This is a genomic window from Mycobacterium sp. SMC-21, from assembly GCF_045310825.1.
GTDB lineage: Bacteria > Actinomycetota > Actinomycetes > Mycobacteriales > Mycobacteriaceae > Mycobacterium.
Genome location: NZ_JBJIAO010000022.1, coordinates 59,987 through 82,091, shown reverse-complemented (window position 1 = coordinate 82,091; position 22,105 = coordinate 59,987). Strand labels below are relative to the sequence as shown.

Below are 22,105 nucleotides of genomic sequence, written 5' to 3'. Positions count from 1 at the left end.
CGGAGTTCGTCGGTGAGTGCTGCGCAAGTGAGTCGGCCGTGGCATGCCCTCTGGGCCATGATGTTCGGCTTCTTCATGATCCTGGTCGATTCCACGATCGTTGCCGTCGCCAACGTCGTCATCATGCAGAAGCTCGGCACCGACTACGACGGTGTCATCTGGGTGACCAGCGCTTACCTGCTGGCGTATGCGGTACCGCTGCTCGTCGCGGGCCGGCTCGGTGACCGCTTCGGGCCCCGCAATTTGTACCTGACGGGCCTGGCGGTGTTCACGCTGGCGTCGTTGTGGTGCGGTTTGTCCGGCAGCATCGGGATGCTGATCGCCGCACGCGTCGTGCAGGGTCTGGGCGCGGCGCTGTTGACGCCGCAGACCCTGTCCACGATCACGCGAATCTTCCCGCCCGAACGCCGGGGCGCGGCCATGAGCGTGTGGGGTGCCACGGCCGGGGTGGCGACGCTGGTCGGCCCGCTGGCCGGTGGCGTCCTGGTCGACCACCTCGGCTGGCAGTGGATCTTCTTCGTCAACGTGCCGATCGGCATCGTCGGCCTGGCTCTGGCCTGGGTGCTGGTCCCGCAGTTGCCGACCGAGCGGCACCGCTTCGACATCCTCGGCGTGGTGCTGTCGGGCGTCGGCATGTTCGGCATCGTGTTCGGCCTGCAGGAGGGGCAGACCCACGACTGGGCCTGGTGGATCTGGCTGGTGATCCTCGCCGGCCTGGGCTTCATGGCCGCCTTCGTGTACTGGCAGTCGGTCAACCCGGACGAGCCGCTGATCCCGCTCACGGTGTTCCACGACAACGACTTCTGCCTGTCCAACGTGGCCGTGGCCACCATCGGCTTCTGCGTCACCGCGATGATCCTGCCGGTGATGTTCCATGCGCAGGCCGTCCTCGGCCTGAGCGCGACGGAGTCGGCTCTGCTCACCGCGCCCATGGCGGTGGTGTCCGGGATGCTGGCGCCGCTCGTGGGCAAGCTCATCGACCGCCATCCGCCGCAGCCGATCGTCGGATCGGGCTTTTCGGCGCTGGCGATCGGGCTGACGTGGCTGTCGTTCGGGCTGACCCCCGATACCCCGCTGTGGCAGCTGGTGCTGCCGTTCATCGCCATGGGCATCGGCATGGCGTTCATCTGGTCGCCCTTGGCGGCCACCGCCACCCGCAACCTGCCGCCGCGGCTGGCCGGCGCCGGATCCGGCGTCTACAACGCGACGCGGCAGGTCGGTTCGGTACTCGGCAGCGCCGGCATGGCCGCCTACATGACGTCCCGGATCAGCGCCGAGATGCCGACCGGCGGACGGCCCGTCGCCGGCGAAGGCACACCGGTGACCCTGCCGCCGTTCCTGCACGAGCCGTTCGCCACCGCGATGTCGCAGTCGCTGCTGCTGCCGGCGTTCGTCGCGTTGTTCGGGGTCGTCGCCGCACTGTTCCTGCGGGGTCAGGCGACGGCGGCGCCGCTGGTGCGGCCCCGGACCTCCGTCCCGGAGCCGCCCGAGCCCAATTACTTTCCCGATGACGACGACTACGTCGAGTACACCGTCGACCGCACCGAGTTCGACGCCGTGGACGATTCCGACCCGTGGGACTGGTACGACGTGCCCGCCGAACCCGACGAGGACTACGCGCATTACGAGTCCGAAGCCGCCGACGAGCCGCGCACCTCACCTATCCCGATGCGCGTCGACCACTGGCACAGCCCGCGTCGGCCGGAGGTCATGAAAGCTGAGGCGCCTTCGGCACCGCGCCGGGGGCGGCATTACCGCGAAGACGACGAGGCCGACGACCCAGGCGTCTACGGTTTGCATTCGATGTGAGTCAAGATCGGTTCGCGAGCGTGCAGTCAGATCGCCGAAATCGCTGAATCGGTGATCTCTTCGCACGCTCGTGCCGCAGGATCGCCGCCAATCCATGCGAGTGTGCAATCAGTGCGCGTGGAACGGCAGATCTGTGATCTGTCCGCACACTCGCGGATGCCTCAGCGGCGGTCTCTGCGCGTGCTCAGTAGACGCGGCTGCCCTGCGCAGACAGCACGAAACCGTGGGTCTTCCGGTCCTGGCCCCAGGCCTCGCCGGGATTCTGGATTTCACAGGTGAGGGCGCCGTCGCCCGCCGTCGCGCACACTTCGTCGTTCTCGTCGACCGAGCCTTTGGCACCGGGGACGACGATCTTCTGGCCGGGGGCCAGCTCCCGGTAACTGGCCGGGTCGACGGGCACGCCACCGTTTTGCGTTTCCTTCTGCTTCACATCGGCCTGGCCGAAACTCGCCACGCTGCCGGCCGCGACTTCCACCTGGGTCACGTCCGCGGGTACGCCCGGCAGCTTCCCCCAGCACGTGATGCTGGAGTAGTACTGCCACGAGTTCGGTCCGTCGTACAGCTCGCAGTGCACGCCGCCGGCGGTCTTGAACCGGTACGACGACCAGCCGTAATGCTTGGGCCCCGCGTAATCGCAGACGTTCACCGCCGCGTAGCCGTCGAACCCGGTGATGACCGCGGGCGCGCGGCTCGGATCGGTGGTGCCGCAGGCCGGGGCGGCGTGGCCGTCGGGTGCTGAGGTGATCGCGAGCAAGGGCAGCCCGAGAGCAACAACCACGGCGAATCGGCGCACCATATTGACGCTACCGGAGCCTCTGGGACCGGATCAGCGGAACAGCACCGCGGGGTTGAGGTACCCGGTCGGGTCGAACGCCACCTTCACCGTGCGCATGGCCGCGACGTCGGCGTCGGTGCGCGACATGGTCAGGTAGTCGCGCTTGCGGGTGCCGACGCCGTGTTCGGAGCTGACGTTGCCACCGCAGTCGGCGATCAGGTTCATCATCGCGGTGTAGAGGGCTCGTTCGGTTTCGCCGGAGACGTTGCAGCGCACCAGGTTCAGATGCAGGTTGCCCTCGCCGATATGGCCGAACAGTACGGGGATGGCCTCGGGCGCGTGCGCTTCGGTGACCGCCACCGCCGCACGGGCAAACCGTGCGACCGAGGAAAGTGGCAGCGACACATCGAATTTCAGTGGCGGGCCATACCAGCCCAGCACCTCGCCGATGGCTTCGCGGACCTGCCACAGCCGCTGCTGTGCGCTGACGTCGACGCCCACCGCGGGTTCTCGGGTCAGCTCCGCATCGCCCAACACGTCGGCCAGAATGTCGGATTGGTCGGTGTCACCGGCCATTTCGACCAGCAGCTGCCAGGCGCCGCCGACGGCGGCGTGCACACCGAGGTGCTCCGCGGTCAGGGCGCTGGCACGCGTGTCGACCAGTTCCAGTGCCGCGATGCCGTCGGTGTCCCGGAGCCTTCGCCCGGTGGTGATCAGGGCGTCGAGGTCGTCGAACCCGGCCACCGCGGTCACCCGATGGGGCGGGACGGGGTGCAGCCGTAGGTCGAGGCCGGTGATGACCCCGAGCGTGCCTTCCGCGCCGACGAACAACGAGGTCAGGTCGTAACCGGTGTTGTCGCTGCGCACCTGGCTGTGCCGGTGCACCAGCGTGCCGTCGGGCAACGCCACCTCGAGGCCCAGAATCTGTTCGCGCATATTGCCGTAGCGCACGGTCCGCAGGCCGCCGGCATTGGTCGACGCCATGCCGCCGACGGTGGCCGAATCGCGGGACGCGAGGTCGACGCCGAACACCAGGCCTGCAGCGGTCGCGGCGCGCTGCACCGCGGCGCAGGTCGCTCCGGCGCCGACCCGGATGCGACGTTCCTCGGTGTCGACAGCTCCGACCGCCGACAACCGTTCGGTGGAGAGCAGAATGTCGTCGTGCTCGGGGACGGTGCCGGCCACGAGTGACGTCCGCCCGCCCTGCACCGTGACGCAGGCGCCCGCATCGCGGCACGCGCGCAGCACTGCGGCAACCTCGTCCTCGCTGCCGGGGCGGACCAGCGCCTGGGCCTGGCCGCGGTAGCGCCCGGTCTGGTCGACGACGCGTCCGGCGAGCACGTCGGGATCGGTCGTGACGTACCCGGTGCCGACGATCGATGCCAGCTGATCCAAGAGCGTCATGGCCGTGACACCGGCCGTCGACGGGCGATCTGGCCGGCGGCGTATGCGACAGCCGGTGGCGGGACGAGCGGCGCGGGGATGCCGATGCGGCCGGTCTTGGTCTGGAGGGTCACCATCGCGGCGGAGGGCCGGATGGCGATGACCGAACCCCAGTCGAGCGTCACCGTTCCGGTCGGGGTGGCCAGCATGAACCCCTGGTCGTTGAACCCGGAGGCCCACTGCGCGCCGGGAAACATGTTGTGGCCCAAGGCCCGATAGCTGCGGAACCAGGTCATCGTCGTGATGAGCCCGAAGAACACCAGCAGCAGGACGACCGCGATGCCGATGGCCGCCGGTATGGACCCGGCGCCGGCTGATACGAAAACGATGCCGACGACGATGATCAACCACAGCTGCCACCGGGTCAGGGCTCGCTGGGTGGAGAGCCACGTGAAGTGCCGGCGATCGGACGGTCCCGCGGTCCAGACGTGGTGAACGGGCGGCACCGGTATGCCCGGCTGCGGCATGGTCATGCGGTCACCGACAGGAACGCGCCGAGTTCGATCATCCCGTCCGGCGTCGAGGGGAGATAGTCGGTCAACAGCGCCGAGCGCACCACGTAGGCAGCGTATTTGGCGCGGCTGATCGCCACGTTGAGCCGGTTGCGGTTCAGCAGAAAGCCCATGCCGCGGGGCACCTCGGCGATGGACGACGCCGTCATCGAGACGAACACCACGGGGGCCTGCCGCCCCTGGAATTTGTCGACGGTACCCACCTGGACGTCACCGTAGCCCGCCGCGTCCATCTGCTCGCGCAGCAGTACCACCTGCGCGTTGTACGGCGCCACGATCAGAACATCTTCGGGGCCAAGGGTTTTCGTGCCATCCTCGTCGGTCCACTGCCTCCCCACGAGGCCGCCGATGGCGGTGATGATCGCCTCGGCCTCCTCGGGACTGTCGGTCGCATTGCCCTCGTGCTCGACGGTCATCAGGTGCACGCCGGGTTCGATACCGGCCAATCGCCGTGCGCCGCTGACACTTTCGGCCGCCAACAACCGGTTGTCGTAGGACAGTGCCGACACCGGGGCGCACACCGCCGGGTGCATCCGGTACGACACGTCGAGGAAATAGCCGCGTTCGGCGGGCAGGGTGTGGCGGCCCTCGACCAGCCAGCTCAGCGCCGACTCGTCGACCGGCTCGGGGTGGGTGCCCTGGCTGACCTGTGGCAGCTGCTGCGGGTCGCCGAGCAGCAGCAGATTGCTCGCCGCGGGTGCGACGGCGATGGTGTTGGCCAGGCTGAACTGGCCGGCCTCTTCGATGACGAGCAGATCCAGGCTGCCGCGCGGGACCCGGCCGTCGTTGGCGAAATCCCAAGCGGTGCCGCCGATCACGCAGCCGTTGTTGTCCTCGATGAAGCGCGCGTACTGGTTGTCCGGCACGTCGCTGAACGGTGCGCCCTCGGGGGCACGCTTCTTGCCGACGACCCGGCCGTCGACCCCGGCCTTGACCACGCTGCTCAGCACGTTCTCCACGACGGCGTGCGCCTGCGCCACGACGCCGATGCGCCAGTGGTCGAGGTTGACCAGGTCGGCGATGACCTTCGAGGCGGTGTAGGTCTTCCCGGTGCCCGGCGGGCCGTGCACGGCAAGGTACGAGGAGTCCAAATCCCGCAGGGCGGCGACGATATCGCGCGCTGCGTCGCCGGTGCGGGGGAGCGGGCCGGTGGACCGGGTGCGCGGGGCGGACCGCAGCAGGATGTCGAGCGGCGCATTGGGCGGCAGCGACGGCAACCCGGCGGCGAGCTCGGCAGCCGTCGTCTCGATCGAGGTCCGCAGCGGTTTGGTGTTCGGCGGCGGACCCGGCGTCAGGGCGAAGGGCAGTTGGCCGAACTCGTCGCCGTCCTTGCCGGTGCGGTGCACGATCAGCACCTCGGTGCCGTCCTCGTTGCAGTCCACCACCGTGGCGGTACCGGCGGCGCGGACGTCGGGATCGTCGGAAAGTCCTGCCGGAGAAGGTGGCTCGTAGAGTGCGAACACCTCGGCGCCGGGCCGGAGCGAGCCGGCGGCGATCTCGCCGCGCAGCAACACCTGGCGCTGCGGCTTGCGGGCCTTGGGCGGGATGTTCCAGTCGACGGCGACGTGCGGGGTTGCCGTGGACACGAAAACGTCTGTGCAGTCGGCCCATTCGTCCACCGGGTTGTTGAGCCGGTCGAAATGCTCCCACCAGAACGGCTTTTCCTCGCGCTGGTGGTATCCGCGGGCGGCCGCGATCATGGCGACGGCCTGCTGCTTGTCCGAGCGAGCCGTGGTGCCGTCGCCCGCGTACTTCGCCAGCGCACGCTGAGTGGCGTCGTCGGCCGGCGCGGCCGCCTCCGGTTGCGCGGGGCCACCGACTGCCGGGCCGCGCGGCGCGATGCCCGCGGCCCATGCCACGCCGAGCAGCCACTCGCGCAGCCGCAACGTGGAGCGGCAGTCGTAGTGGTTGTAGTCCTCGATCTCCTTGAGGACGGTCGCGGCTTCCTCGTGTTCGCCGGCCGCCTCGAGTTCGGTGTAGCGCGCGTACTGCGTGATGGAGTCGGTGGCCTTGGTGACCTCACCGACACGCAGCTCACCGCCCATGTACAGCGGCTCCAGGTACTTGATGCTGTAGCTCTCGGTCCCGACGCGAATACTCTTGCGCACCAACGGCAGCAGGTCGACCAGCACACCGCTGCGCAGCAACTCGTCCACCTCGGCCTCGCCGACGCCGTAGCGCCCGGACAGCCGCAGCAGCGTGCTCTTCTCGTAGGCCGCGTAGTGGTAGATGTGCATGTTCGGGTACCGCTTGCGTTGCTTGCGTACCAGCGCCAGGAAATCGATGAGCGCCTGCCGTTCACTGGTCCGGTCGTGCGCCCACAACGGGTGGAACTGTCCCGTCGCGGTCAGGGTGCCCCACAGGTATTCCAGGCCCCAGTCCCGGCCGTTCTCGGTCCACAGCGGGTCGCCTTCGTAGTCGAAGAACAGGTCGCCGCGGTCGGGTTCGGGCAGCGCGGTGAGTGGCTGTGGGTCGATGACCTCGAACTGCGGCTTGTCGTCGATCGGCGGCGCGACCTGCAGCCGCGCCTGCCCGACGAGATTGGCCACGATGCGCGACGAGAGCCCCGGCACCGCGCCGCTGTGCTCGGCCAGCTGGTGCATGGTGGTGATGCCGGCGTCGAGCAGCCGGGCCCGCTGGCTCACCCGCATCCCGGCCACCAGCAGCAGGTCGTCCCGCTCGCGGACTTGGACTTCGCAGTCCTCGCACTGGTGGCAGGCCCGCAGCGTGGGCGTCTCCCAGGACACCGGTGTGCCACCGGTGCGGTGCTCGTCGAGCAGCCGCTGCAGCGCCGCGCGCCGCGGCAGGTAAACGGGAAGCAGCTCGGCCACCGGATAACTGGCGATGGTGCCGTCGCCGAGCACCAGATCCACCTCGGGGGCCACCGGCACGCCGGCCTGTGTCAGCGCGTCGGCGTAGGCCGCCAACTGCAGCAGCGCCTCGACCTTCACCGACCGGGCCAGTTTCGTGTCCCGCAGGCGGTAGCGGCCGTCCTCCAGGATCAGGAAGTCGGCGAATCCCAGGAAACGGCCGTCGAACATCGCGGCCTGATAGATCACCGGTGCCCGGCGGTCGACGGCGGCCCGGGTGGCTTCGGCCGCGGCCAGCAGCCCGGCGACGGTGTACGGCCGCGGCCGGCCGATCATCGTGACGTTGTCGCCGGACGCCTCCCGCAGCTGCTCCAGATGCCGCTGCTCATGCGCGTCACCCAGTTCGGCGGTGCGGGCCAGCAGGTCGTCGTCCACGACGGCCTTCGGTCCCCAGCCCAGCAGCCCGTCGAACCGGCGCAGCAGCGCGTACTCGCAGCGCGCCGCGGCCGCGAGATCCGACGCGCTGTAGATGACCGGCGCAGCGTGATCGGTCGGACTGAGGAACACGTCGCCACCATATGGCAGCCCGCCGACAGACCGGGGTTACCTTGGCTGGAGTGAGCAGGATTTTCACCACGAGCGTCGCGTCGGTCTATCCCCACTACGTCAACAAGGTGGAGAAGAAGGGGCGCACGACCGCCGAACTCGACCAGGTCATCTGCTGGCTGACCGGATTCGACCAGGCCACCCTGGCCGAGCACCTGAAAGCAGAGACGACGTTCGAGGACTTCTTCGCCGCGGCGACACTGAATCCGAATGCCACCCTGATCACCGGTCTGGTGTGCGGCGTCCGCGTCGAGAACGTCGAGGACCCGTTGATGCAGAAAATCCGCTACCTCGACAAGCTGGTCGACGAACTGGCCAAGGGCAAGGCCATGGAGAAGGTGCTGCGCGGCTAGTGCGTGTTGCCGATCAGCTCGACACCGTTGCCGTTCCAGTGGAACCGCACGATGCTCTTGAGCCCGCTGGCCGGGTTGGTGTAGCTCAGGGCGACGGTGTCGCCGGTGGTCTGGGCGAGGTCGATGCCGTTGAACCCGTAGGTGTCGGGCACCCCGGTCGGGATCAACTGGCCCAGGTGGAACATCACGGCGCGGGTGTTCGGCTGTTCGGCGTTGGTGTTCGCTTTCACAATCACCACCGACAGTGGTGCGCACTGGTTGTAGTTCCCGGCCAGCGGTTCGGGGCTCCAGCCCTGCTTGCTGCGCGGGTCGGCCGGCAGCGTCGACACCGCTTTGGCGATATCCGGCGCCGTGAGGCTGACGGCGCAGGGGTCTGCCGGGGCCGCGCTGGTCTTCGGACCTGCGGCGACGGTCGGCGCGGCGGTTTTCTTGGCGGCGGCCGGCGCGGTCGGCTCGGGGGTCTTGGAGGCGGTGGAGTCACCCGACCCACAGGCGGACAGGCTTGCCGCCGCGAGTGCGGCCACCGCGATCGTCATCAGTTTCGGTTCGGCGCAGCGCACCCGGCCACCCTATAAGGCGGACCAGGGGGAGTCCGGTCAGCCATGCTGGGCGTACCTGGCCTGATAACCCTCTAGACTCCTTGCATAATGACGACGTCTTCGCCCGAGGCCGACCCGGATTCGGGCGGCCCCAACACCACAGCTGATCCCGCTTCAGAAACCTCCGCCGAGACCGGCGCCGAGGTCACTTTCGCCGACCTGAACATCCGTCCGGAGGTGCTGCGGGCACTGACCGACGTCGGCTACGAATCTCCGTCGCCCATCCAGGCCGCGACCATCCCCGCGATCCTGAACGGTTCCGACGTCGTCGGCCTCGCCCAGACCGGTACCGGCAAGACCGCTGCGTTCGCGGTGCCGGTGCTGTCCAAGATCGACCCGGCGAGCCGCAACACCCAGTGTCTGGTGCTGGCCCCGACGCGTGAACTCGCGCTGCAGGTGGCCGAGGCGTTCAGCAAGTACGGCGCGCATCTGAACGTCAACGTACTGGCGATCTACGGCGGCTCGTCCTACACGCCGCAGCTCGCGGGCCTCAAGCGCGGCGCGCAGGTCGTGGTGGGCACGCCGGGCCGCGTCATCGACCACCTGTCGAAGGGCAGCCTGGATCTCTCGCACCTGGACTACCTGGTGCTCGACGAGGCCGACGAGATGTTGCAGATGGGCTTCGCCGAGGACGTCGAGCGCATCCTCGCCGACACCCCCGAGTACAAGCAGGTCGCGCTGTTCTCCGCGACCATGCCGCCGGCCATCAAGAAGATCACCGCCCGGTACCTGCACGACCCGGTCGAAGTGACCATCAAGGCCAAAGCGCAGACCGCCGAGAACATCACGCAGCGCTACATCCAGGTGGCCGGCCCCCGCAAGATGGACGCCATCACCCGGCTGCTCGAGGTCGAGCCGTTCGAGGCGATGATCGTCTTCGTCCGCACCAAGCAGGCCACCGAGGAAGTTGCCGAAAAGCTCAGGGCCCGTGGCTTTTCCGCGGCCGCGATCAACGGTGACATCCCGCAGGCCGTCCGTGAGCGGACCATCAACGGGCTCAAGGACGGCTCGATCGACATCCTGATCGCCACGGACGTCGCGGCGCGCGGCCTGGACGTCGAGCGCATCTCGCACGTGCTGAACTACGACATCCCGCACGACCCCGAGTCCTACGTGCACCGCATCGGGCGCACCGGTCGCGCGGGTCGCTCGGGCACCGCGCTGCTGTTCGTCACCCCGCGCGAGCGGCACCTGCTCAACTCGATCGAGCGCGTCACCCGCAAGAAGCTCATCGAATCCCAGCTGCCGTCGGTCGACGACGTCAATGCCCAGCGCGTGGCGAAGTTCCGCGATGCCATCACCGACTCGCTCAGTGCGCCGGGCATCGAGCTGTTCCGCCGCCTGATCGAGGACTACGAGCGCGACAACAACGTGCCGCTCGCCGAGATCGCGGCGGCGCTGGCGGTGCAGACGCAGGGTGGCGAAGAGTTCCTCATGAAGGAGCCCCCGCCGGAGAAGCGGCGCGAGCGTCCGGACCGTGACGACCGCGGGGACCGTGGCGATCGCGAGCGCAAGCCGCGCTCGACGCGCGACGACCTGGCCACCTACCGCATCGCGGTGGGCAAGCGGCACAAGGTGATTCCGGGTGCCATCGTCGGCGCGATCGCCAACGAGGGCGGTCTGAACCGCAGCGACTTCGGGCACATCAGCATCCGGGTGGATCACTCACTGGTCGAGTTGCCCGCCAAGCTGAGCAAGGACACGCTCAAAAAGCTGGAGAACACCCGCATTTCGGGCCAGTTGATTCACCTGGAGCTCGACAAGGGTGGACGTTCCGGCGGTTACGAGGATCGTGGCGGACGCCCCGACCGGGGTTCGTACTCGGACCGCGGTGGTCGCCAGGACCGCGGCTCGGACCGGGGTTCGTACTCCGACCGTGGTGGCCGTCAGGGCGGACCGCACAAGGGCCGGGGTCGTGATGACGACCGGCGCGGTGGACACGGCGAAGGTCGAGGAGAGGGCAAGCGTAAGTACAAGTGACCCGGGTTGATTCGCTCACCGGGGTTCGTGCTGTCGCCGCTCTGCTGGTGGTCTTGACCCACGCGGCGTTCACGACCGGTAAGTACACCCAGACGTACATCGGACTGATGTACTCGCGCGCGGAGATCGGTGTGCCGATCTTCTTCGTGCTGTCGGGCTTCCTGCTGTTCACCCCGTGGGTGAAGGCGCTGGCTCGGGCCGATGCCGAAAAGCCTTACGACGCACCGTCGGTGCGGCGTTACGCGTGGCACCGGGTGCGACGGATCATGCCCGCCTACGTGGTGACAGTGCTGGCAGCCTACGCGCTGTACCACTTCCGGACCGCCGGCCCCAACCCCGGACACACCTGGCTGGGGCTGCTCCGCAACCTCACGCTGACCCAGATCTACACCGACAACTACCTGTTCTCCTGGCTGCACCAGGGCCTCACCCAGATGTGGAGCCTGGCGGTGGAAGTTGCTTTCTACGTTGCCCTTCCGGTGTTGGCCTACCTGCTGATGGTGGTGCTGTGCCGGCGGCAGTGGCGGCCGGGCCGGCTGCTGGGTGCGCTGGGCGTCTTTGCCGCGTCGAGCCTGGCGTGGCTGACGCTGGTGCACACCACGGATTTCCTGCCCGACGGCGCCCGGCTCTGGTTGCCGACCTACCTGATCTGGTTCGTCGGCGGCATGCTGCTCTCGGTGCTGTCCGTGATGGGGGTGCGGGCCTACGGATTCCTGTGCATCCCACTGGCTTTGGTCTGCTACCTCATCGCGTCGACGCCCATCGCCGGCGCCCCGACGACCTCGCCCGCCACGCTGCCGGAAAGCCTGTGGAAGGCGGTGCTCTACGCCGCCATCGCCACGCTGGTCGTCGCGCCGCTGGGCCTGGGGAACCGCGGTTGGTACGCGTGGCTGCTGGGGAGCCGGCCGATGGTCTTCCTCGGTGAGATCTCCTACGAGATCTTCCTGGTGCACCTGGTCATCATGGAACTGGTCATGGTCGAGGTGATGCGCCAACACATCTGGACGGGGTCGACCTTCGCGTTGTTCACCTGGACGATGCTGTTCACGATCCCGGTGTCGTGGCTGTTGCACCGGTTCACGCGGGTGCGGAACTAGGAACAGTCGCAGCAGTCGCAGCAGCCATCGCAACAGCAGCCGTCGCAGTCACAGCAGCCGTCGCAGTCGCAGCAACAGCCGCTGCAGTCGCACGCGAAGCAGCCGTCGAACCAGCCGGCCTTGCGCTGGACCTTCTCCTCGGGATTCTCTTCGCCCGTTTCGATCCCGACCACGTCGTCCAGCGGAGCTTCGCCGAATGACGCGACCGGTGGCTCGGCGTCGGGCGGTACCTCCGTCGCCCGGTATCCCGCGTCGCTGAAGGTCCGGGACACGGCCCGCCGCAACTCGCGCGTCAGCAGCCGGTGCACCAGCCGCCCGTCGGTGAACTGCACGTCGGCCAGGGCCAGCTCGATGCCGAGCACTGCGTCGTCACACATGGTCCGGACGTCGGCGATCGGTGTCGCGGTGGCGGCCACCGGATTCCATTTTCCGTGCACCTCGTCGTCGTGCAGATCCTCGACCGCGTCGAGCAGGTGCGCGACCCGCCCGAACAACTGGCCGACGTCGTGCAGCGGCGCGACATTCGCCGGCCGGCCGGCCAGGATCGCGGTGTGGCCGAACGCCGCGGCGACGGACGTCTCGGTGGGTTCGGTGACCGCGAGCAACGAACCACCCGGTGCCGCAGCGGCTTCCAGCGCCGCCTGCCGCCCGATCGCTGCCATCAGCACGCCGGTATCGAAGCCCAGCGCGGTACCGACATCCGTGCCTTGGCGCTCCCACCGGTCGGCGATCCGTCGGGCCGCGGGCCGCACTCCTGCCGCGGCGAACACCCCGTCGCCGTCATCGACGTGATCGCGCACCCGTGCCGCCGCGAGCACCAGGGAGACGACGGCCGCCAGCCGAACTGATTCGCCTACCGCGACGTCGGCCTTGCGCATGCCGCGCAGCGGACAGCGGCCGGCCTCCCGGCGGCCGGGCGCCGCGGTGGACTGCGCCTCCACCAACGCCGACACGACGAGGCCGTCGTAGTTGGTGGCGACTCGGCCGCCCTGACCGTAGTCATCGCGAAGCGCGAGACAGAGCCCGCACAACTGGGCGGTCCAGACGGCCGCAAGTTCCTTGCCGAGCCGATGCCGGCAGGGCCGGAGGATGCCGAACACGGCTCGAAGATAGCTTTGGCCAGCACAAACCGCAGGCAATCAACCAACACCATCAATTAGGTTATGCTGCCCTAAGAGTCCAATCGGAGGGTGCAACATGACCGAGTCGAAGCCGTCGCGCGGAATCCAGGGCGCGCTGGTCAAACTGTGGCGGGGCGGCGATTACGAGCTGACCGTCACCGGCCGCACCCAGATCACCCCGCACTACCTGCGGCTGCATTTCACCACCGGCAACCTGCTCGCCGAGCGGCCGGTGCACCCGACCATGTGGGTCCGGGGCTGGTTCCCCGACGGCGACAAGGCGCATCAGCGCGGCTACACGCTGGTCAACCCCGATCCGGTGGCCGGCACCACGGACATCGACTTCGCGCTGCACGACGGCCTCGCCACGCGCTGGGCGCAGGACGCCAAGCCCGGTGACACCCTCGAGGTGACGCTGCTCGGCAGCAGCTTCGAGCTGCCCGAGCCCGCGCCGGCCGGATACGTACTGGTCGGTGACACCGCATCGCTGCCGGCCATCAACTCGCTGCTGCAGGCGATCGGCGAGGCGTCCATCCAGGTGTATCTGGAGGCGGGTCACGACGACGACCGCGATCTTCAGGTGGGCACCGGTGCGCCGGGGCTGACCGTCACGTGGGTCGACCGCAAGAACAACGGCGAGGCTCTGGTCGAGACCGTGCGGGCGTCGGCGTTCGACGCCTCCGATCACTTCGGCTGGGTGGCGTGCGACAACCGGACCACCCGCTCGGTGGTCAAGGTGCTGCGCGAGGACTACCAGATTCCGAAGAAGGCGATCAAGGCACGCGCCTACTGGGAAGCCTGATCGATCGGAACCAGCTGGGACACCACGAATTCGTCGATCATCGCGCGTTCGTCGTCTTCGTCGGCGCCGGGGAACATCAACAGCGATACCAGGATCCGGACGAGCCAGCCGGCCCGGCGGTGCGCGGCTTCGGTCTCCAGTTCGGGCCACGACGCCGACAGGAACGCCGCCACCAGTCCGGTGATGACGTCGGACTGCGCGGCGACCTCGCCACCGATCGGTCGCTGGGTGGCGACGAACCACGATGACAGCGCCGGACTTTCCCGCACACTGCGCAGCGCGATCGCGACGCCGTCGAGCAGCCGGGTGCGCGGATCGGTGATGTCGGCGATCTGCTCACCGACATGGGCGAACACCCGGAACGCCTCGCGGTGCACGTAGGCCAGGTGGAGCACGTCGCGGTTCTCGTAGTACCGGTACAACGTGGCACGGGAACACCCTGCCGCCCTGGCGATTTCGAGCATCCCGACGGTCGCCGCGTCCTGCTCGGCGAACAGGCGGTCGGCGGCGTCCAGGATGGCCTCCGCCGCGACCTCGGTGCGGCGGCCGGCCAGCCAGTCGTTTGCCATCAGCCGATCGTAAACGGCACCGATAGCGGGCGTCGCACGTAGCTGCCCCCGGCCCACTCGATGTTGTCCTCATCGACAGTGAATTCCGGTATCCGGGAGAGCAGTTCGGTCAGTGCGACGCGGGACTGCATCCGTGCGGCCGCCGCGCCCAGGCAGTGGTGCGCACCGTGGCTGAACGTCAGGATGTTGCGCGGGGCGCGCGTCACGTCCAATTCGCCTGCGTTGGCGCCGTATTGGCGTTCGTCGCGGTTACCGGAACCGTAGAGCAGCAGAGCCTTGCGGCCGGCGGGGATGGTGGTGTCGCCGATGGTGACATCGCGGGTGGTGGTGCGGGCCAGACCCTGGACCGGCGAGGTGAGCCGGAGCAGTTCGTCGACGGATTCGGTGATGAGGTCCGGGTTCTCCACGAGCAGCCGGCGCTGATCGGGGCGCCGGTGCAGCAGTTGGACCGAGCCGCCCAGCATCCCGGTGGTGGTGTCGTTGCCGCCGGTGACCATGGTGAACGTGAACGCGAGGATCGACAGCACGCCGCTGATGTCGCCGTCGGCGCCGATGCCCGCGGCGACCAGGTGCGACACGGTGTCGTCTTCGGGCTCCTTGCGGCGGCGCTCGATCAGCGCGGTGAAGTACCCCATCATGTCGCCGAGCGCGCTGCCCAGCGTCTCGAGCGCACCGCCGAGGCCGCCCTCGGCGGTGTTGGCCGCGACGATGGCCTCGGTCCAGCCGTCGAACTGGTCGCGGTCGGCTTCAGGAACACCCAGGTAGTGCGCGACGACCATCGACGGCAACGGCTTGAACAGCTCGGTCACGATGTCACCGCCACCGGCGGCCTTGAGCTTCTCCAGTCGCTGCACCACGAACTCGCGCACCTTGGGCTCGACGGCCTCCACCTGGCGCGGTGTGAAGCCGCGCGACACCAGCTTGCGGAATTCGGTGTGTACGGGCGGGTCCGTCATCACCATCGGCGGGTTGTCTTGCAGGCCAATGAGTTCCAGCTCGCCGTAGTTGACGGTCAAGCCCTGCGCCGAGGAGTACGTCTGGTGATCGCGCGCCGCGGTCCAGATGTCGGCGTGCCGGGACAGCACGTAGTAGTCGGCGCCGGGATTGTCGGTGGGTACGACATGGTGGACGGGATCGTGGTCGCGCAGCGCGCGGTACATCGGCCAGGGATCGACCCACCCGGCGGAATCGGCAAGCTGGAACGCCACGGGGGAGCCGGACGTCTCGTGAGACAAAATCGCCGTCATGTCTTATGTGTACGGCGGCGGGGCTGATGTGTCAAGGGTCCATCGGCACGCGCCATGAACACCGCCGAGGTGTTGTGGCGCTGCTGTCCGGCTAGATGCCCGCCCCCGGATTCAAGATGTTGTCGGGATCCAGTGCCGCTTTGATCCGGCGGTTCAGTTCCATGACCTCCGGGCCGAGTTGACCGGCCAGCCAGGGCCGCTTGAGCCGGCCGACGCCGTGCTCGCCGGTGATGGTGCCGCCGAGCGACACGGCCAGGTCCATGATCTCGCCGAACGCGATGTTGGCCCGCCGGGTGTTCTCGGCGTCGTTCGGGTCGTGGACGATCAGCGGGTGGGTGTTGCCGTCCCCGGCGTGCGCAATCACCGAGATCAGCAGGTCGTGCTTGCGGGCGATCTCACCCACGCCGTCGACCAGGTCCGCCAGCGCGGGCAGCGGCACCCCGACGTCTTCCAGGAGCAGTGGGCCCTTGGCCTCCACGGCCGGGATCGCGAACCGCCGAGCGGCCACGAAGGCCTCGCCCTCGTCGGGGTCGTCGGTCAAAAACACCTCTGTCGCACCGGCTTCGGTGAACACGCGGGCCATGAACTCGGTGTCCTCGACGCCCGCCGGGCCGCGGTCGTCGGAGGCCGCCACCAGCATGGCCTTGGCGCCGCGATCCAGGCCCATCTTGAGCTTGTCCTCGACGGCGTTGATGGCGACGTCGTCCATGAACTCCAGCATCGACGGGCGAATCCGGCCGGTGACGGTCACGACGGCGTCGGCGGCCGCGCGCACCGAGTCGAAGCTCGCCACCACGGTGCACCCGCGGTGCTGTGGTGGCAGCAGGCGCAGGGTCGCCTCGGTGACGATGCCGAGGGTGCCCTCGCTGCCGACGAAGAGTTTGGTGAGGCTCAGTCCCGCAACGTCTTTCAGCCGCGGGCCGCCGAGCCGCACCGCCGTGCCGTCGGCCAGCACCACCTGCAGGCCCAGGATGTAGTCGGTGGTGACGCCGTACTTCACGCAGCACAGGCCGCCGGCATTGGTGGCGACGTTGCCGCCGATGCTGCAGATTTCGAACGACGACGGATCCGGCGGATACCAGAGGCCATGGGCCGCAACGGCTTTCTTGACCTCGGCGTTGAGCAGGCCGGGCTGCACCACGGCGGTGCGGGTCGCCGTGTCGACGACGATGTCGCGCATCCTTTCGGTGGTGAGGACGATGCCGCCGTCGACGGCGGTCGCCCCGCCGGACAGGCTGGTGCCGGCGCCGCGCGGCACCACCGCGATCTTGTGCGCGCTGGCCCACCGCAGGACCGTCTGCACCTCCTCGGTGCTGCGCGGCCGTACCACCGCGATGGGGGTGCCGGCGTCGGGATCGAGCGCGCGGTCCTGTCGGTAGGACGCGACGATGTCGGGATCGGTGACGACGGCGTCGGCGGGCAGGTCGGCGATGAGGCTGGGCAGCGCGGTATGCACGCGGGCAAGTCTAGGAGCCCGGTGGTGACCAGCGAAGACTCGCGTCATGTGCCGGGGGCATTAATCCCATGTAACGCCCGTGTTACGGGTATCGTCAGCTATGTGTACAGCAAGGCCTTGTTGGCCGAGATGGGAGCGCTGCGCGACAGCCGTCGCGGAGCGCATGTGTCTGCGACCGCGATCGAGCTCCACGTGCGCGCCGTGAGTCATAGCGTGCGCACGCGCCGGCCGGCTTTCGTGGCCGACGAGGCGCTCGATCTGATCGCGTCAGGGTCGGTGACAACCGTTGCGGCACTCGAGCTTTGGATGGCTGGCCTCTGGCAGCGGGTGCCCGGCGGCTACCTGATCGACGACCGTGAACTGATCGCCCACCTGTCATCTGGTCCGGTGCGGCGCTGGGTGCGCCGGGTGTGGCTCAAGCTCAACAGTGAGTCGGTCATCCCGTTCTGACGGCACCTGCAGTTGCGCGGACGCCGCGTAATGCGGCAAACAACAGGTCGTTCAGCATGTCGATGAGGTGGTCGCGGTCGACGGAGATCGCCCCGACGAGGACCGCGGTGAGCGTCTCGGCGACCCCACCGATGACAAATTGCGCCGCCAGTTGCAGATCGATCGGCCGCGGGTCTGTCGCGGAGCCGCTGAGCCCGGCGACGATGCCCGCGAATCGCTGAGCTTCCGAGAGGCGACGCGGGCCGAGGACGGGTGAGGACGCGGACTCGATCAGGACGATGCGGCCCTTGCGCCGATCGGTCAGTGCGACGTCGACAAGTGCGCTGAGCGCCGCGCGCGACCGTGCGCGGGGGCCGCCCTTGGTGTCGGCGATCGCGGCGAGTCCACGCTCTTCCACTTCGGCGGTGATCTCGTCGAAAACCGCGATGTGCAGGTCCTCGATGCGTGGAAACGACTCGGCGAAGTAGCGCGCCGCCAGGCCGGCCTGCTCCGCTACGCCACGCAGGGTGGTCGCGGGGATGCCCTTGGTGCCCATCAGCTCCAGGCCTGCCGCGATGAAGCGACGCCGCCGATCGGCGATGCGGTCGGCGCCACTCATGCCGCCGTACTGCCGCGCCTCACTCACGTCACCAATCTTGACACACGCGTTGACAGATGGTTGCCTCATCTCATCTATCAACGCTTGATGACAGATTGGATGCGCGCATGACCATGACTGCATCGCCCGTGGGGGCCGGCGTGGAGCCGTGGCACCCGAGCCAGCCGCATGCCGAGCTGGCGGCCGACGTCCGGTGGTGGTTGGGCTCGCCGCTGAGCCTCGGGCTCTTCGGGCGCCTGGCACTCGACCAGGTGGCATACCGCCCGATCGCGGCAGCGGTCGATTGGTCGGGACGATTTCAGGAGAACTTCACCGACCGGGGTATCCGGTCGCTCGCCTTCGGCATGCTGATGCTGTTCGGCGACGAGGCCGACCGGCGCGGGGACACCGAGGAACTCAAACGGCTGCATGCCGGCGTGCGGGGAACCGGCAACGGTGAGTTCGCCGACACGCGGTTCAGTGCACTCGACCCCGAACTCTGGAATTGGATCGCCGTCAGCTCGCTGAATCTGTTCTACCGGGGCTACGTCGCGGTCCGCGGCGAGAACCTCGATGCCGAGCAGCGCGAGGCGGTGTATCGGACCCTGCGGTGGATGATGAGCTATCTGGAGCTGCCCAGCGCGCGGGCCAAACTGCCCGAGACCCTGGCCGACATGGAGGCGTACTACGACCGCGTCGCCGAACAGCACCTGGCGGACAACGCATTTCTGCAGTATGCCGACGAAAGCTTCGACACGCTGCCCGTGCCGGCCTTGCTGCCGAAGCAACTGCGGGTGCTCCTGCTGCCGCTGTGGAACGTGCTGACACCGATCGCGTTGCGGGTGCCGAAGGTGTTGGGCCGGCGCCATGCCCACCCGAAGATGCGGGAGCTGCTCGATATTCGGTCGACGCCCTTGAACCGGCTCGAATACGCCCTGTATCTGAAGGCCTCTCAGGTGGCCTGGCGGTACCTACCGCGGGCCGTCGTCCTCGATCCGCTGGCATACAACCGCTACCGCTACGAACGGCTGCGGTCGGCCTACCACCGCGTGCAATTGGACAGCTTCGCCGCTTAGCCGCGCCGCCAAGAGGGCAGAATCTTGGGGTGCTGCCACATCCCCGAACCGGAGTGTTGTTCCCGTCCCCGGTCCCGGCCGGCGCGGGCTGGCCCGGGGACCCGGCCGACGCCGACACCCCCGTCGCCCGCACGGCGGCGCAGGTCCGGGCCAGGGCCCGTCGCTGTGCCAGTCTGGCCGACCTCGACGCCCAGGTGTCGGTGTGCCGGGGCTGTCCTCGTCTGGTCACCTGGCGTGAGGACGTCGCCATGCGCACGGTGGCCAAGCGCAAGGCCTATGCCGCCGAACCGTACTGGGGCCGGCCGGCACCGGGGCTCGGCGTGGACCGGCCGCGCATCTGGGTGCTGGGTCTGGCGCCTGCCGCCCACGGTGCCAACCGGACCGGCCGGGTGTTCACGGGCGACCGGTCGGGCGACTTTCTCTTCGCTTCGCTGCACCGCGTCGGCCTGGCCAGCAGCGCCGACAGTATCGATGCGGCAGATGGCTTGACCCTCAACGACATTCGGGTGGTGGCCGCCGTCCGGTGCGCCCCGCCGGACAACGCGCCGACGCCGGAGGAACGTCTCACGTGCGAGCCGTGGCTCAGCGCGGAGTGGCGGCTGACGGGTCAGGACGTCCGGGTCGTCGTCGCACTCGGTGGCTTCGCCTGGAAGGCCGCGCTGGAGTTGACGGGAGCAGGACGGCCGTATCCGAAGTTCGGGCACGGCGCGCTTGCCGTGCTGCCCGACGGGCGGCGGCTCCTCGGCTGCTACCACCCGAGCCAGCAGAACACCTTCACCGGCCGGCTCACCCCGGCCATGCTGGACGACGTGTTCAGCACGGCCAAGGGAATCGCATCCCGCCCCGAAGGGTTGGAATAGATCGTGCAGTTGTCTGTCCTCGATCTCGTCCCGGTCCGTAGCGACCAGTCCACCGGCGATGCCTTCGCCGCCACCGTTCGCCTCGCCAAGGTCGCTGATGAGCTGGGCTACACCCGCTACTGGGTGGCCGAGCACCACAACATGCCCGCGGTCGCCGCCACCAGCCCGCCCGTCGTCCTTGGCTACCTGGCCGCGCAGACCACTCAGATCCGACTCGGCTCGGGCGGCGTGATGCTGCCCAACCACGCGCCGCTGGCCGTCGCCGAGCAGTTCGCGCTCTTGGAGGCGGCAGCGCCGGGCCGCATCGACCTCGGCGTCGGCCGGGCGCCGGGTACCGACCCCGTCACCTCGATCGCGCTGCGCGGCCCGGCCGGGCGCACCGACGAGGACATTCAGCGCTTTCCCGAGTACCTCGACGACGTCGTCGCGCTGATGAGCCCCGGCGGCGTCAAAGTGTCCCTCGAGGGACGAAACCTGTTGGACAAGAACTACATCCTGAAGGCCACCCCGTCGGCGGTGAGCCCGCCGAAACTGTGGCTGCTGGGCTCGTCGATGTATTCGGCGCACCTCGCCGCGGCCAAGGGGCTGCCGTACGTGTTCGCCCACCACTTCTCCGGGCAGGGCACCGAGGAAGCCCTGGCCACGTACCGCGAAGAGTTCCGGCCCAGCGAATTCGCGGACAAGCCAACCACGTTCATGACCGTCAACGCCTGCGTGGCCGAGACGCGCGACGAGGCCGAACAGCTGATCCGCCCCAACCTGCAGATGATGGCATGGCTGCGCACCGGCGAGCCGCTGCGTGCGCTGGATCTGGTCGAAGACTCGGAGCACAACCAGCTCACCGCCACGCAGCAGGCCATCGTCGCCGCGGGAATGGAGCGGGCCGTCGTCGGCGCACCCGCGGAGGCCGCGGACCAAATCCGCGACCTGGCATCGCATTTCGGTGTCGACGAGGTGATGGTCAGCCCCGTCGCCGCCGCTCGCCGGGGCTGCGATCCAGCCACCGCCCCGGCTCGCGAGACGACGCTACGGCTGCTCGCCGAGCAGCTGCTCTAGCGGGGCGTCAGCGCGACCACCGGGATCGGCCGGGTGGTGCGCTTCTGATATCCCGCGTACCGGTTGGCGTTGTTCTTGTTCACGATCTGCCACAGCCGCGCGTAGTCGGGGTCGTCCTTGCCGACCACGCGCGCGGTCACCGGGATCCGCTTCGTCCCGACGTTGATCTCGATGTCGGGCTTGGCCTTCAGGTTGAAGTACCAGCCGGGCGCCGTCGGCTCGCCGCCCTTGGACGCGACCACAAGGTAGGCGTCGCCGTCCTTCGCGTAGGTCAGCGATGTGGTGCGTGCCAGGCCCGTCTTGGCGCCGACGGTGTGCAGCAGCAGGCTCGGCGGGACGCCGGGGAACTGGTGCCCGATCCGGCCTTCGGTCTTCTGGTAGATCCGGTCGTGCATTTTCAGCAACGGGAGACCGAGGTATTTCTCCCACAGGGGCATGCTCATGGCTGCAAGTCTGCCTGCGGATCAGACAGCCGCGCCACCGCCTCCAGTAGGATCTTTCCGCTGGTCTCCCGGTCCGGATCACGGCGCAGCAGCATCCCTTTGGCAAACGCCAGCTTGTCGCCCAGCTTGCGCGGGACGACGTGCAGGTGGATGTGGAACACCGTCTGAAATGCGGCTTTGCCGTCGTTGATCGCGACGTTGTTACCGTCGGCGTGGAGGCCGGACTCGCGCGACGCCTGGGCGATGCGCTGACCGAGCTTGGCCATACCGGCCACCACGTCCGGCGGGGTGTCGACGAGGTTCTCGTAGTGCTGCTTGGGGACCACCAGGGTGTGGCCGCGGGAGAACGGGCGAATGTCCAGGAACGCCACGTAGTCGGCGTCTTCGTAGACGCGCACCGCGGGCGCCTTCCCGGCGACGATGTCGCAGAACACACAGGCCATCAGTTCACGGTAGGCCAACCG

The 22,105-nt window shown here is 68.6% G+C and carries 21 protein-coding genes; 9 read left to right on the top strand and 12 right to left on the bottom strand.

The features are described 5' to 3' along the window. Positions 1-57 precede the first annotated feature (57 nt). Positions 58-1,809, top strand: coding sequence for an MFS transporter (locus tag ACJH6H_RS20040; protein ID WP_346416971.1), 1,752 nt, complete (start codon positions 58-60; stop codon positions 1,807-1,809). Positions 1,810-1,993: 184 nt separating this feature from the next. Here ACJH6H_RS20040 and ACJH6H_RS20035 read toward each other — a convergent pair whose 3' ends face one another. The 4 genes from ACJH6H_RS20035 to ACJH6H_RS20020 are packed head-to-tail and all read right to left on the bottom strand — an operon-like array spanning position 1,994 to position 7,916. Further along, on the bottom strand, positions 1,994-2,602 hold the full coding sequence (locus ACJH6H_RS20035) for a hypothetical protein (RefSeq protein ID WP_346416934.1): 609 nt from the start codon (positions 2,600-2,602) through the stop codon (positions 1,994-1,996). Positions 2,603-2,635: 33 nt separating this feature from the next. Next, the gene (locus ACJH6H_RS20030) at positions 2,636-3,988 is read right to left on the bottom strand and encodes an FAD-binding oxidoreductase (RefSeq protein WP_406775650.1); all 1,353 of its coding nucleotides are present in this window, start codon (positions 3,986-3,988) and stop codon (positions 2,636-2,638) included. After that, the gene (locus ACJH6H_RS20025) at positions 3,985-4,500 is read right to left on the bottom strand and encodes a hypothetical protein (RefSeq protein WP_406775649.1); all 516 of its coding nucleotides are present in this window, start codon (positions 4,498-4,500) and stop codon (positions 3,985-3,987) included. Before ACJH6H_RS20025 ends, ACJH6H_RS20030 begins: the two co-directional genes overlap by 4 nt. Continuing rightward, on the bottom strand, positions 4,497-7,916 hold the full coding sequence (locus tag ACJH6H_RS20020; protein ID WP_406775648.1) for a TM0106 family RecB-like putative nuclease: 3,420 nt from the start codon (positions 7,914-7,916) through the stop codon (positions 4,497-4,499). The genes ACJH6H_RS20025 and ACJH6H_RS20020 overlap by 4 nt, the downstream gene beginning before the upstream one ends. 50 nt (positions 7,917-7,966) lie before the next feature. Here ACJH6H_RS20020 and ACJH6H_RS20015 point away from each other — a divergent pair, with 50 nt between their 5' ends. Then, positions 7,967-8,308, top strand: coding sequence for a DUF2200 domain-containing protein (locus tag ACJH6H_RS20015; protein ID WP_406775647.1), 342 nt, complete (start codon positions 7,967-7,969; stop codon positions 8,306-8,308). Here ACJH6H_RS20015 and ACJH6H_RS20010 read toward each other — a convergent pair. Continuing rightward, positions 8,305-8,844: an LppP/LprE family lipoprotein gene (locus ACJH6H_RS20010; protein ID WP_212812598.1), complete on the bottom strand. Its 540-nt coding sequence runs from the start codon at positions 8,842-8,844 to the stop codon at positions 8,305-8,307. The genes ACJH6H_RS20015 and ACJH6H_RS20010 overlap by 4 nt on opposite strands. 111 nt (positions 8,845-8,955) lie before the next feature. On the opposite strand from ACJH6H_RS20010, the gene ACJH6H_RS20005 reads away from it, so the two are divergent. Beyond that, complete coding sequence (locus ACJH6H_RS20005; protein ID WP_212812597.1) at positions 8,956-10,887, top strand: DEAD/DEAH box helicase; 1,932 nt, start codon at positions 8,956-8,958, stop codon at positions 10,885-10,887. Next, on the top strand, positions 10,884-11,984 hold the full coding sequence (locus ACJH6H_RS20000) for an acyltransferase family protein (protein ID WP_406775646.1): 1,101 nt from the start codon (positions 10,884-10,886) through the stop codon (positions 11,982-11,984). The genes ACJH6H_RS20005 and ACJH6H_RS20000 overlap by 4 nt, the downstream gene beginning before the upstream one ends. Here ACJH6H_RS20000 and ACJH6H_RS19995 read toward each other — a convergent pair. After that, a complete protein-coding gene (locus ACJH6H_RS19995; protein WP_406775645.1) occupies positions 11,981-13,084 on the bottom strand; it encodes a DUF5685 family protein in 1,104 nt (367 codons plus the stop codon). The two genes, ACJH6H_RS20000 and ACJH6H_RS19995, sit on opposite strands and share 4 nt — an antisense overlap. Positions 13,085-13,181: 97 nt before the next feature. On the opposite strand from ACJH6H_RS19995, the gene ACJH6H_RS19990 reads away from it, so the two are divergent. Beyond that, positions 13,182-13,907, top strand: coding sequence for a siderophore-interacting protein (locus tag ACJH6H_RS19990; RefSeq protein WP_212812594.1), 726 nt, complete (start codon positions 13,182-13,184; stop codon positions 13,905-13,907). Here ACJH6H_RS19990 and ACJH6H_RS19985 read toward each other — a convergent pair. From ACJH6H_RS19985 to ACJH6H_RS19975, 3 genes are all read right to left on the bottom strand, one after another. Next, positions 13,892-14,476 (bottom strand): TetR/AcrR family transcriptional regulator, encoded by a 585-nt coding sequence (locus ACJH6H_RS19985; RefSeq protein WP_212812593.1) that lies wholly within the window; start codon positions 14,474-14,476, stop codon positions 13,892-13,894. The two genes, ACJH6H_RS19990 and ACJH6H_RS19985, sit on opposite strands and share 16 nt — an antisense overlap. Continuing rightward, positions 14,476-15,723 carry a cytochrome P450 gene (locus ACJH6H_RS19980; protein ID WP_406775644.1) on the bottom strand — a complete coding sequence of 416 codons (1,248 nt, stop codon included), beginning with the start codon at positions 15,721-15,723 and terminating at the stop codon, positions 14,476-14,478. The genes ACJH6H_RS19985 and ACJH6H_RS19980 overlap by 1 nt, the downstream gene beginning before the upstream one ends. A gap of 91 nt (positions 15,724-15,814) precedes the next feature. Further along, on the bottom strand, positions 15,815-17,227 hold the full coding sequence (locus ACJH6H_RS19975; RefSeq protein WP_318986588.1) for an FAD-linked oxidase C-terminal domain-containing protein: 1,413 nt from the start codon (positions 17,225-17,227) through the stop codon (positions 15,815-15,817). Here ACJH6H_RS19975 and ACJH6H_RS19970 point away from each other — a divergent pair. Beyond that, positions 17,204-17,629: a hypothetical protein gene (locus ACJH6H_RS19970; RefSeq protein WP_244872640.1), complete on the top strand. Its 426-nt coding sequence runs from the start codon at positions 17,204-17,206 to the stop codon at positions 17,627-17,629. The two genes, ACJH6H_RS19975 and ACJH6H_RS19970, sit on opposite strands and share 24 nt — an antisense overlap. On the opposite strand, the gene ACJH6H_RS19965 is transcribed toward ACJH6H_RS19970, so the two are convergent. Next, complete coding sequence (locus tag ACJH6H_RS19965; protein WP_244872639.1) at positions 17,616-18,254, bottom strand: TetR/AcrR family transcriptional regulator; 639 nt, start codon at positions 18,252-18,254, stop codon at positions 17,616-17,618. The two genes, ACJH6H_RS19970 and ACJH6H_RS19965, sit on opposite strands and share 14 nt — an antisense overlap. 80 nt (positions 18,255-18,334) lie before the next feature. On the opposite strand from ACJH6H_RS19965, the gene ACJH6H_RS19960 reads away from it, so the two are divergent. From ACJH6H_RS19960 to ACJH6H_RS19950, 3 genes are read left to right on the top strand one after another with little or no spacing between them, the layout of a single operon-like run. Next, positions 18,335-19,282 carry an oxygenase MpaB family protein gene (locus ACJH6H_RS19960; RefSeq protein ID WP_318986587.1) on the top strand — a complete coding sequence of 316 codons (948 nt, stop codon included), beginning with the start codon at positions 18,335-18,337 and terminating at the stop codon, positions 19,280-19,282. 29 nt (positions 19,283-19,311) lie between these two features. Further along, positions 19,312-20,142 carry a uracil-DNA glycosylase gene (locus tag ACJH6H_RS19955; protein WP_318986586.1) on the top strand — a complete coding sequence of 277 codons (831 nt, stop codon included), beginning with the start codon at positions 19,312-19,314 and terminating at the stop codon, positions 20,140-20,142. Positions 20,143-20,145: 3 nt separating this feature from the next. Then, complete coding sequence (locus tag ACJH6H_RS19950) at positions 20,146-21,198, top strand: LLM class flavin-dependent oxidoreductase (protein ID WP_318986585.1); 1,053 nt, start codon at positions 20,146-20,148, stop codon at positions 21,196-21,198. Here ACJH6H_RS19950 and ACJH6H_RS19945 read toward each other — a convergent pair. Then, positions 21,195-21,641 (bottom strand): nitroreductase family deazaflavin-dependent oxidoreductase, encoded by a 447-nt coding sequence (locus ACJH6H_RS19945; protein WP_212812586.1) that lies wholly within the window; start codon positions 21,639-21,641, stop codon positions 21,195-21,197. The genes ACJH6H_RS19950 and ACJH6H_RS19945 overlap by 4 nt on opposite strands. Continuing rightward, positions 21,638-22,084: an HIT family protein gene (locus ACJH6H_RS19940; protein ID WP_212812585.1), complete on the bottom strand. Its 447-nt coding sequence runs from the start codon at positions 22,082-22,084 to the stop codon at positions 21,638-21,640. The genes ACJH6H_RS19945 and ACJH6H_RS19940 overlap by 4 nt, the downstream gene beginning before the upstream one ends. Positions 22,085-22,105: the final 21 nt, after the last annotated feature.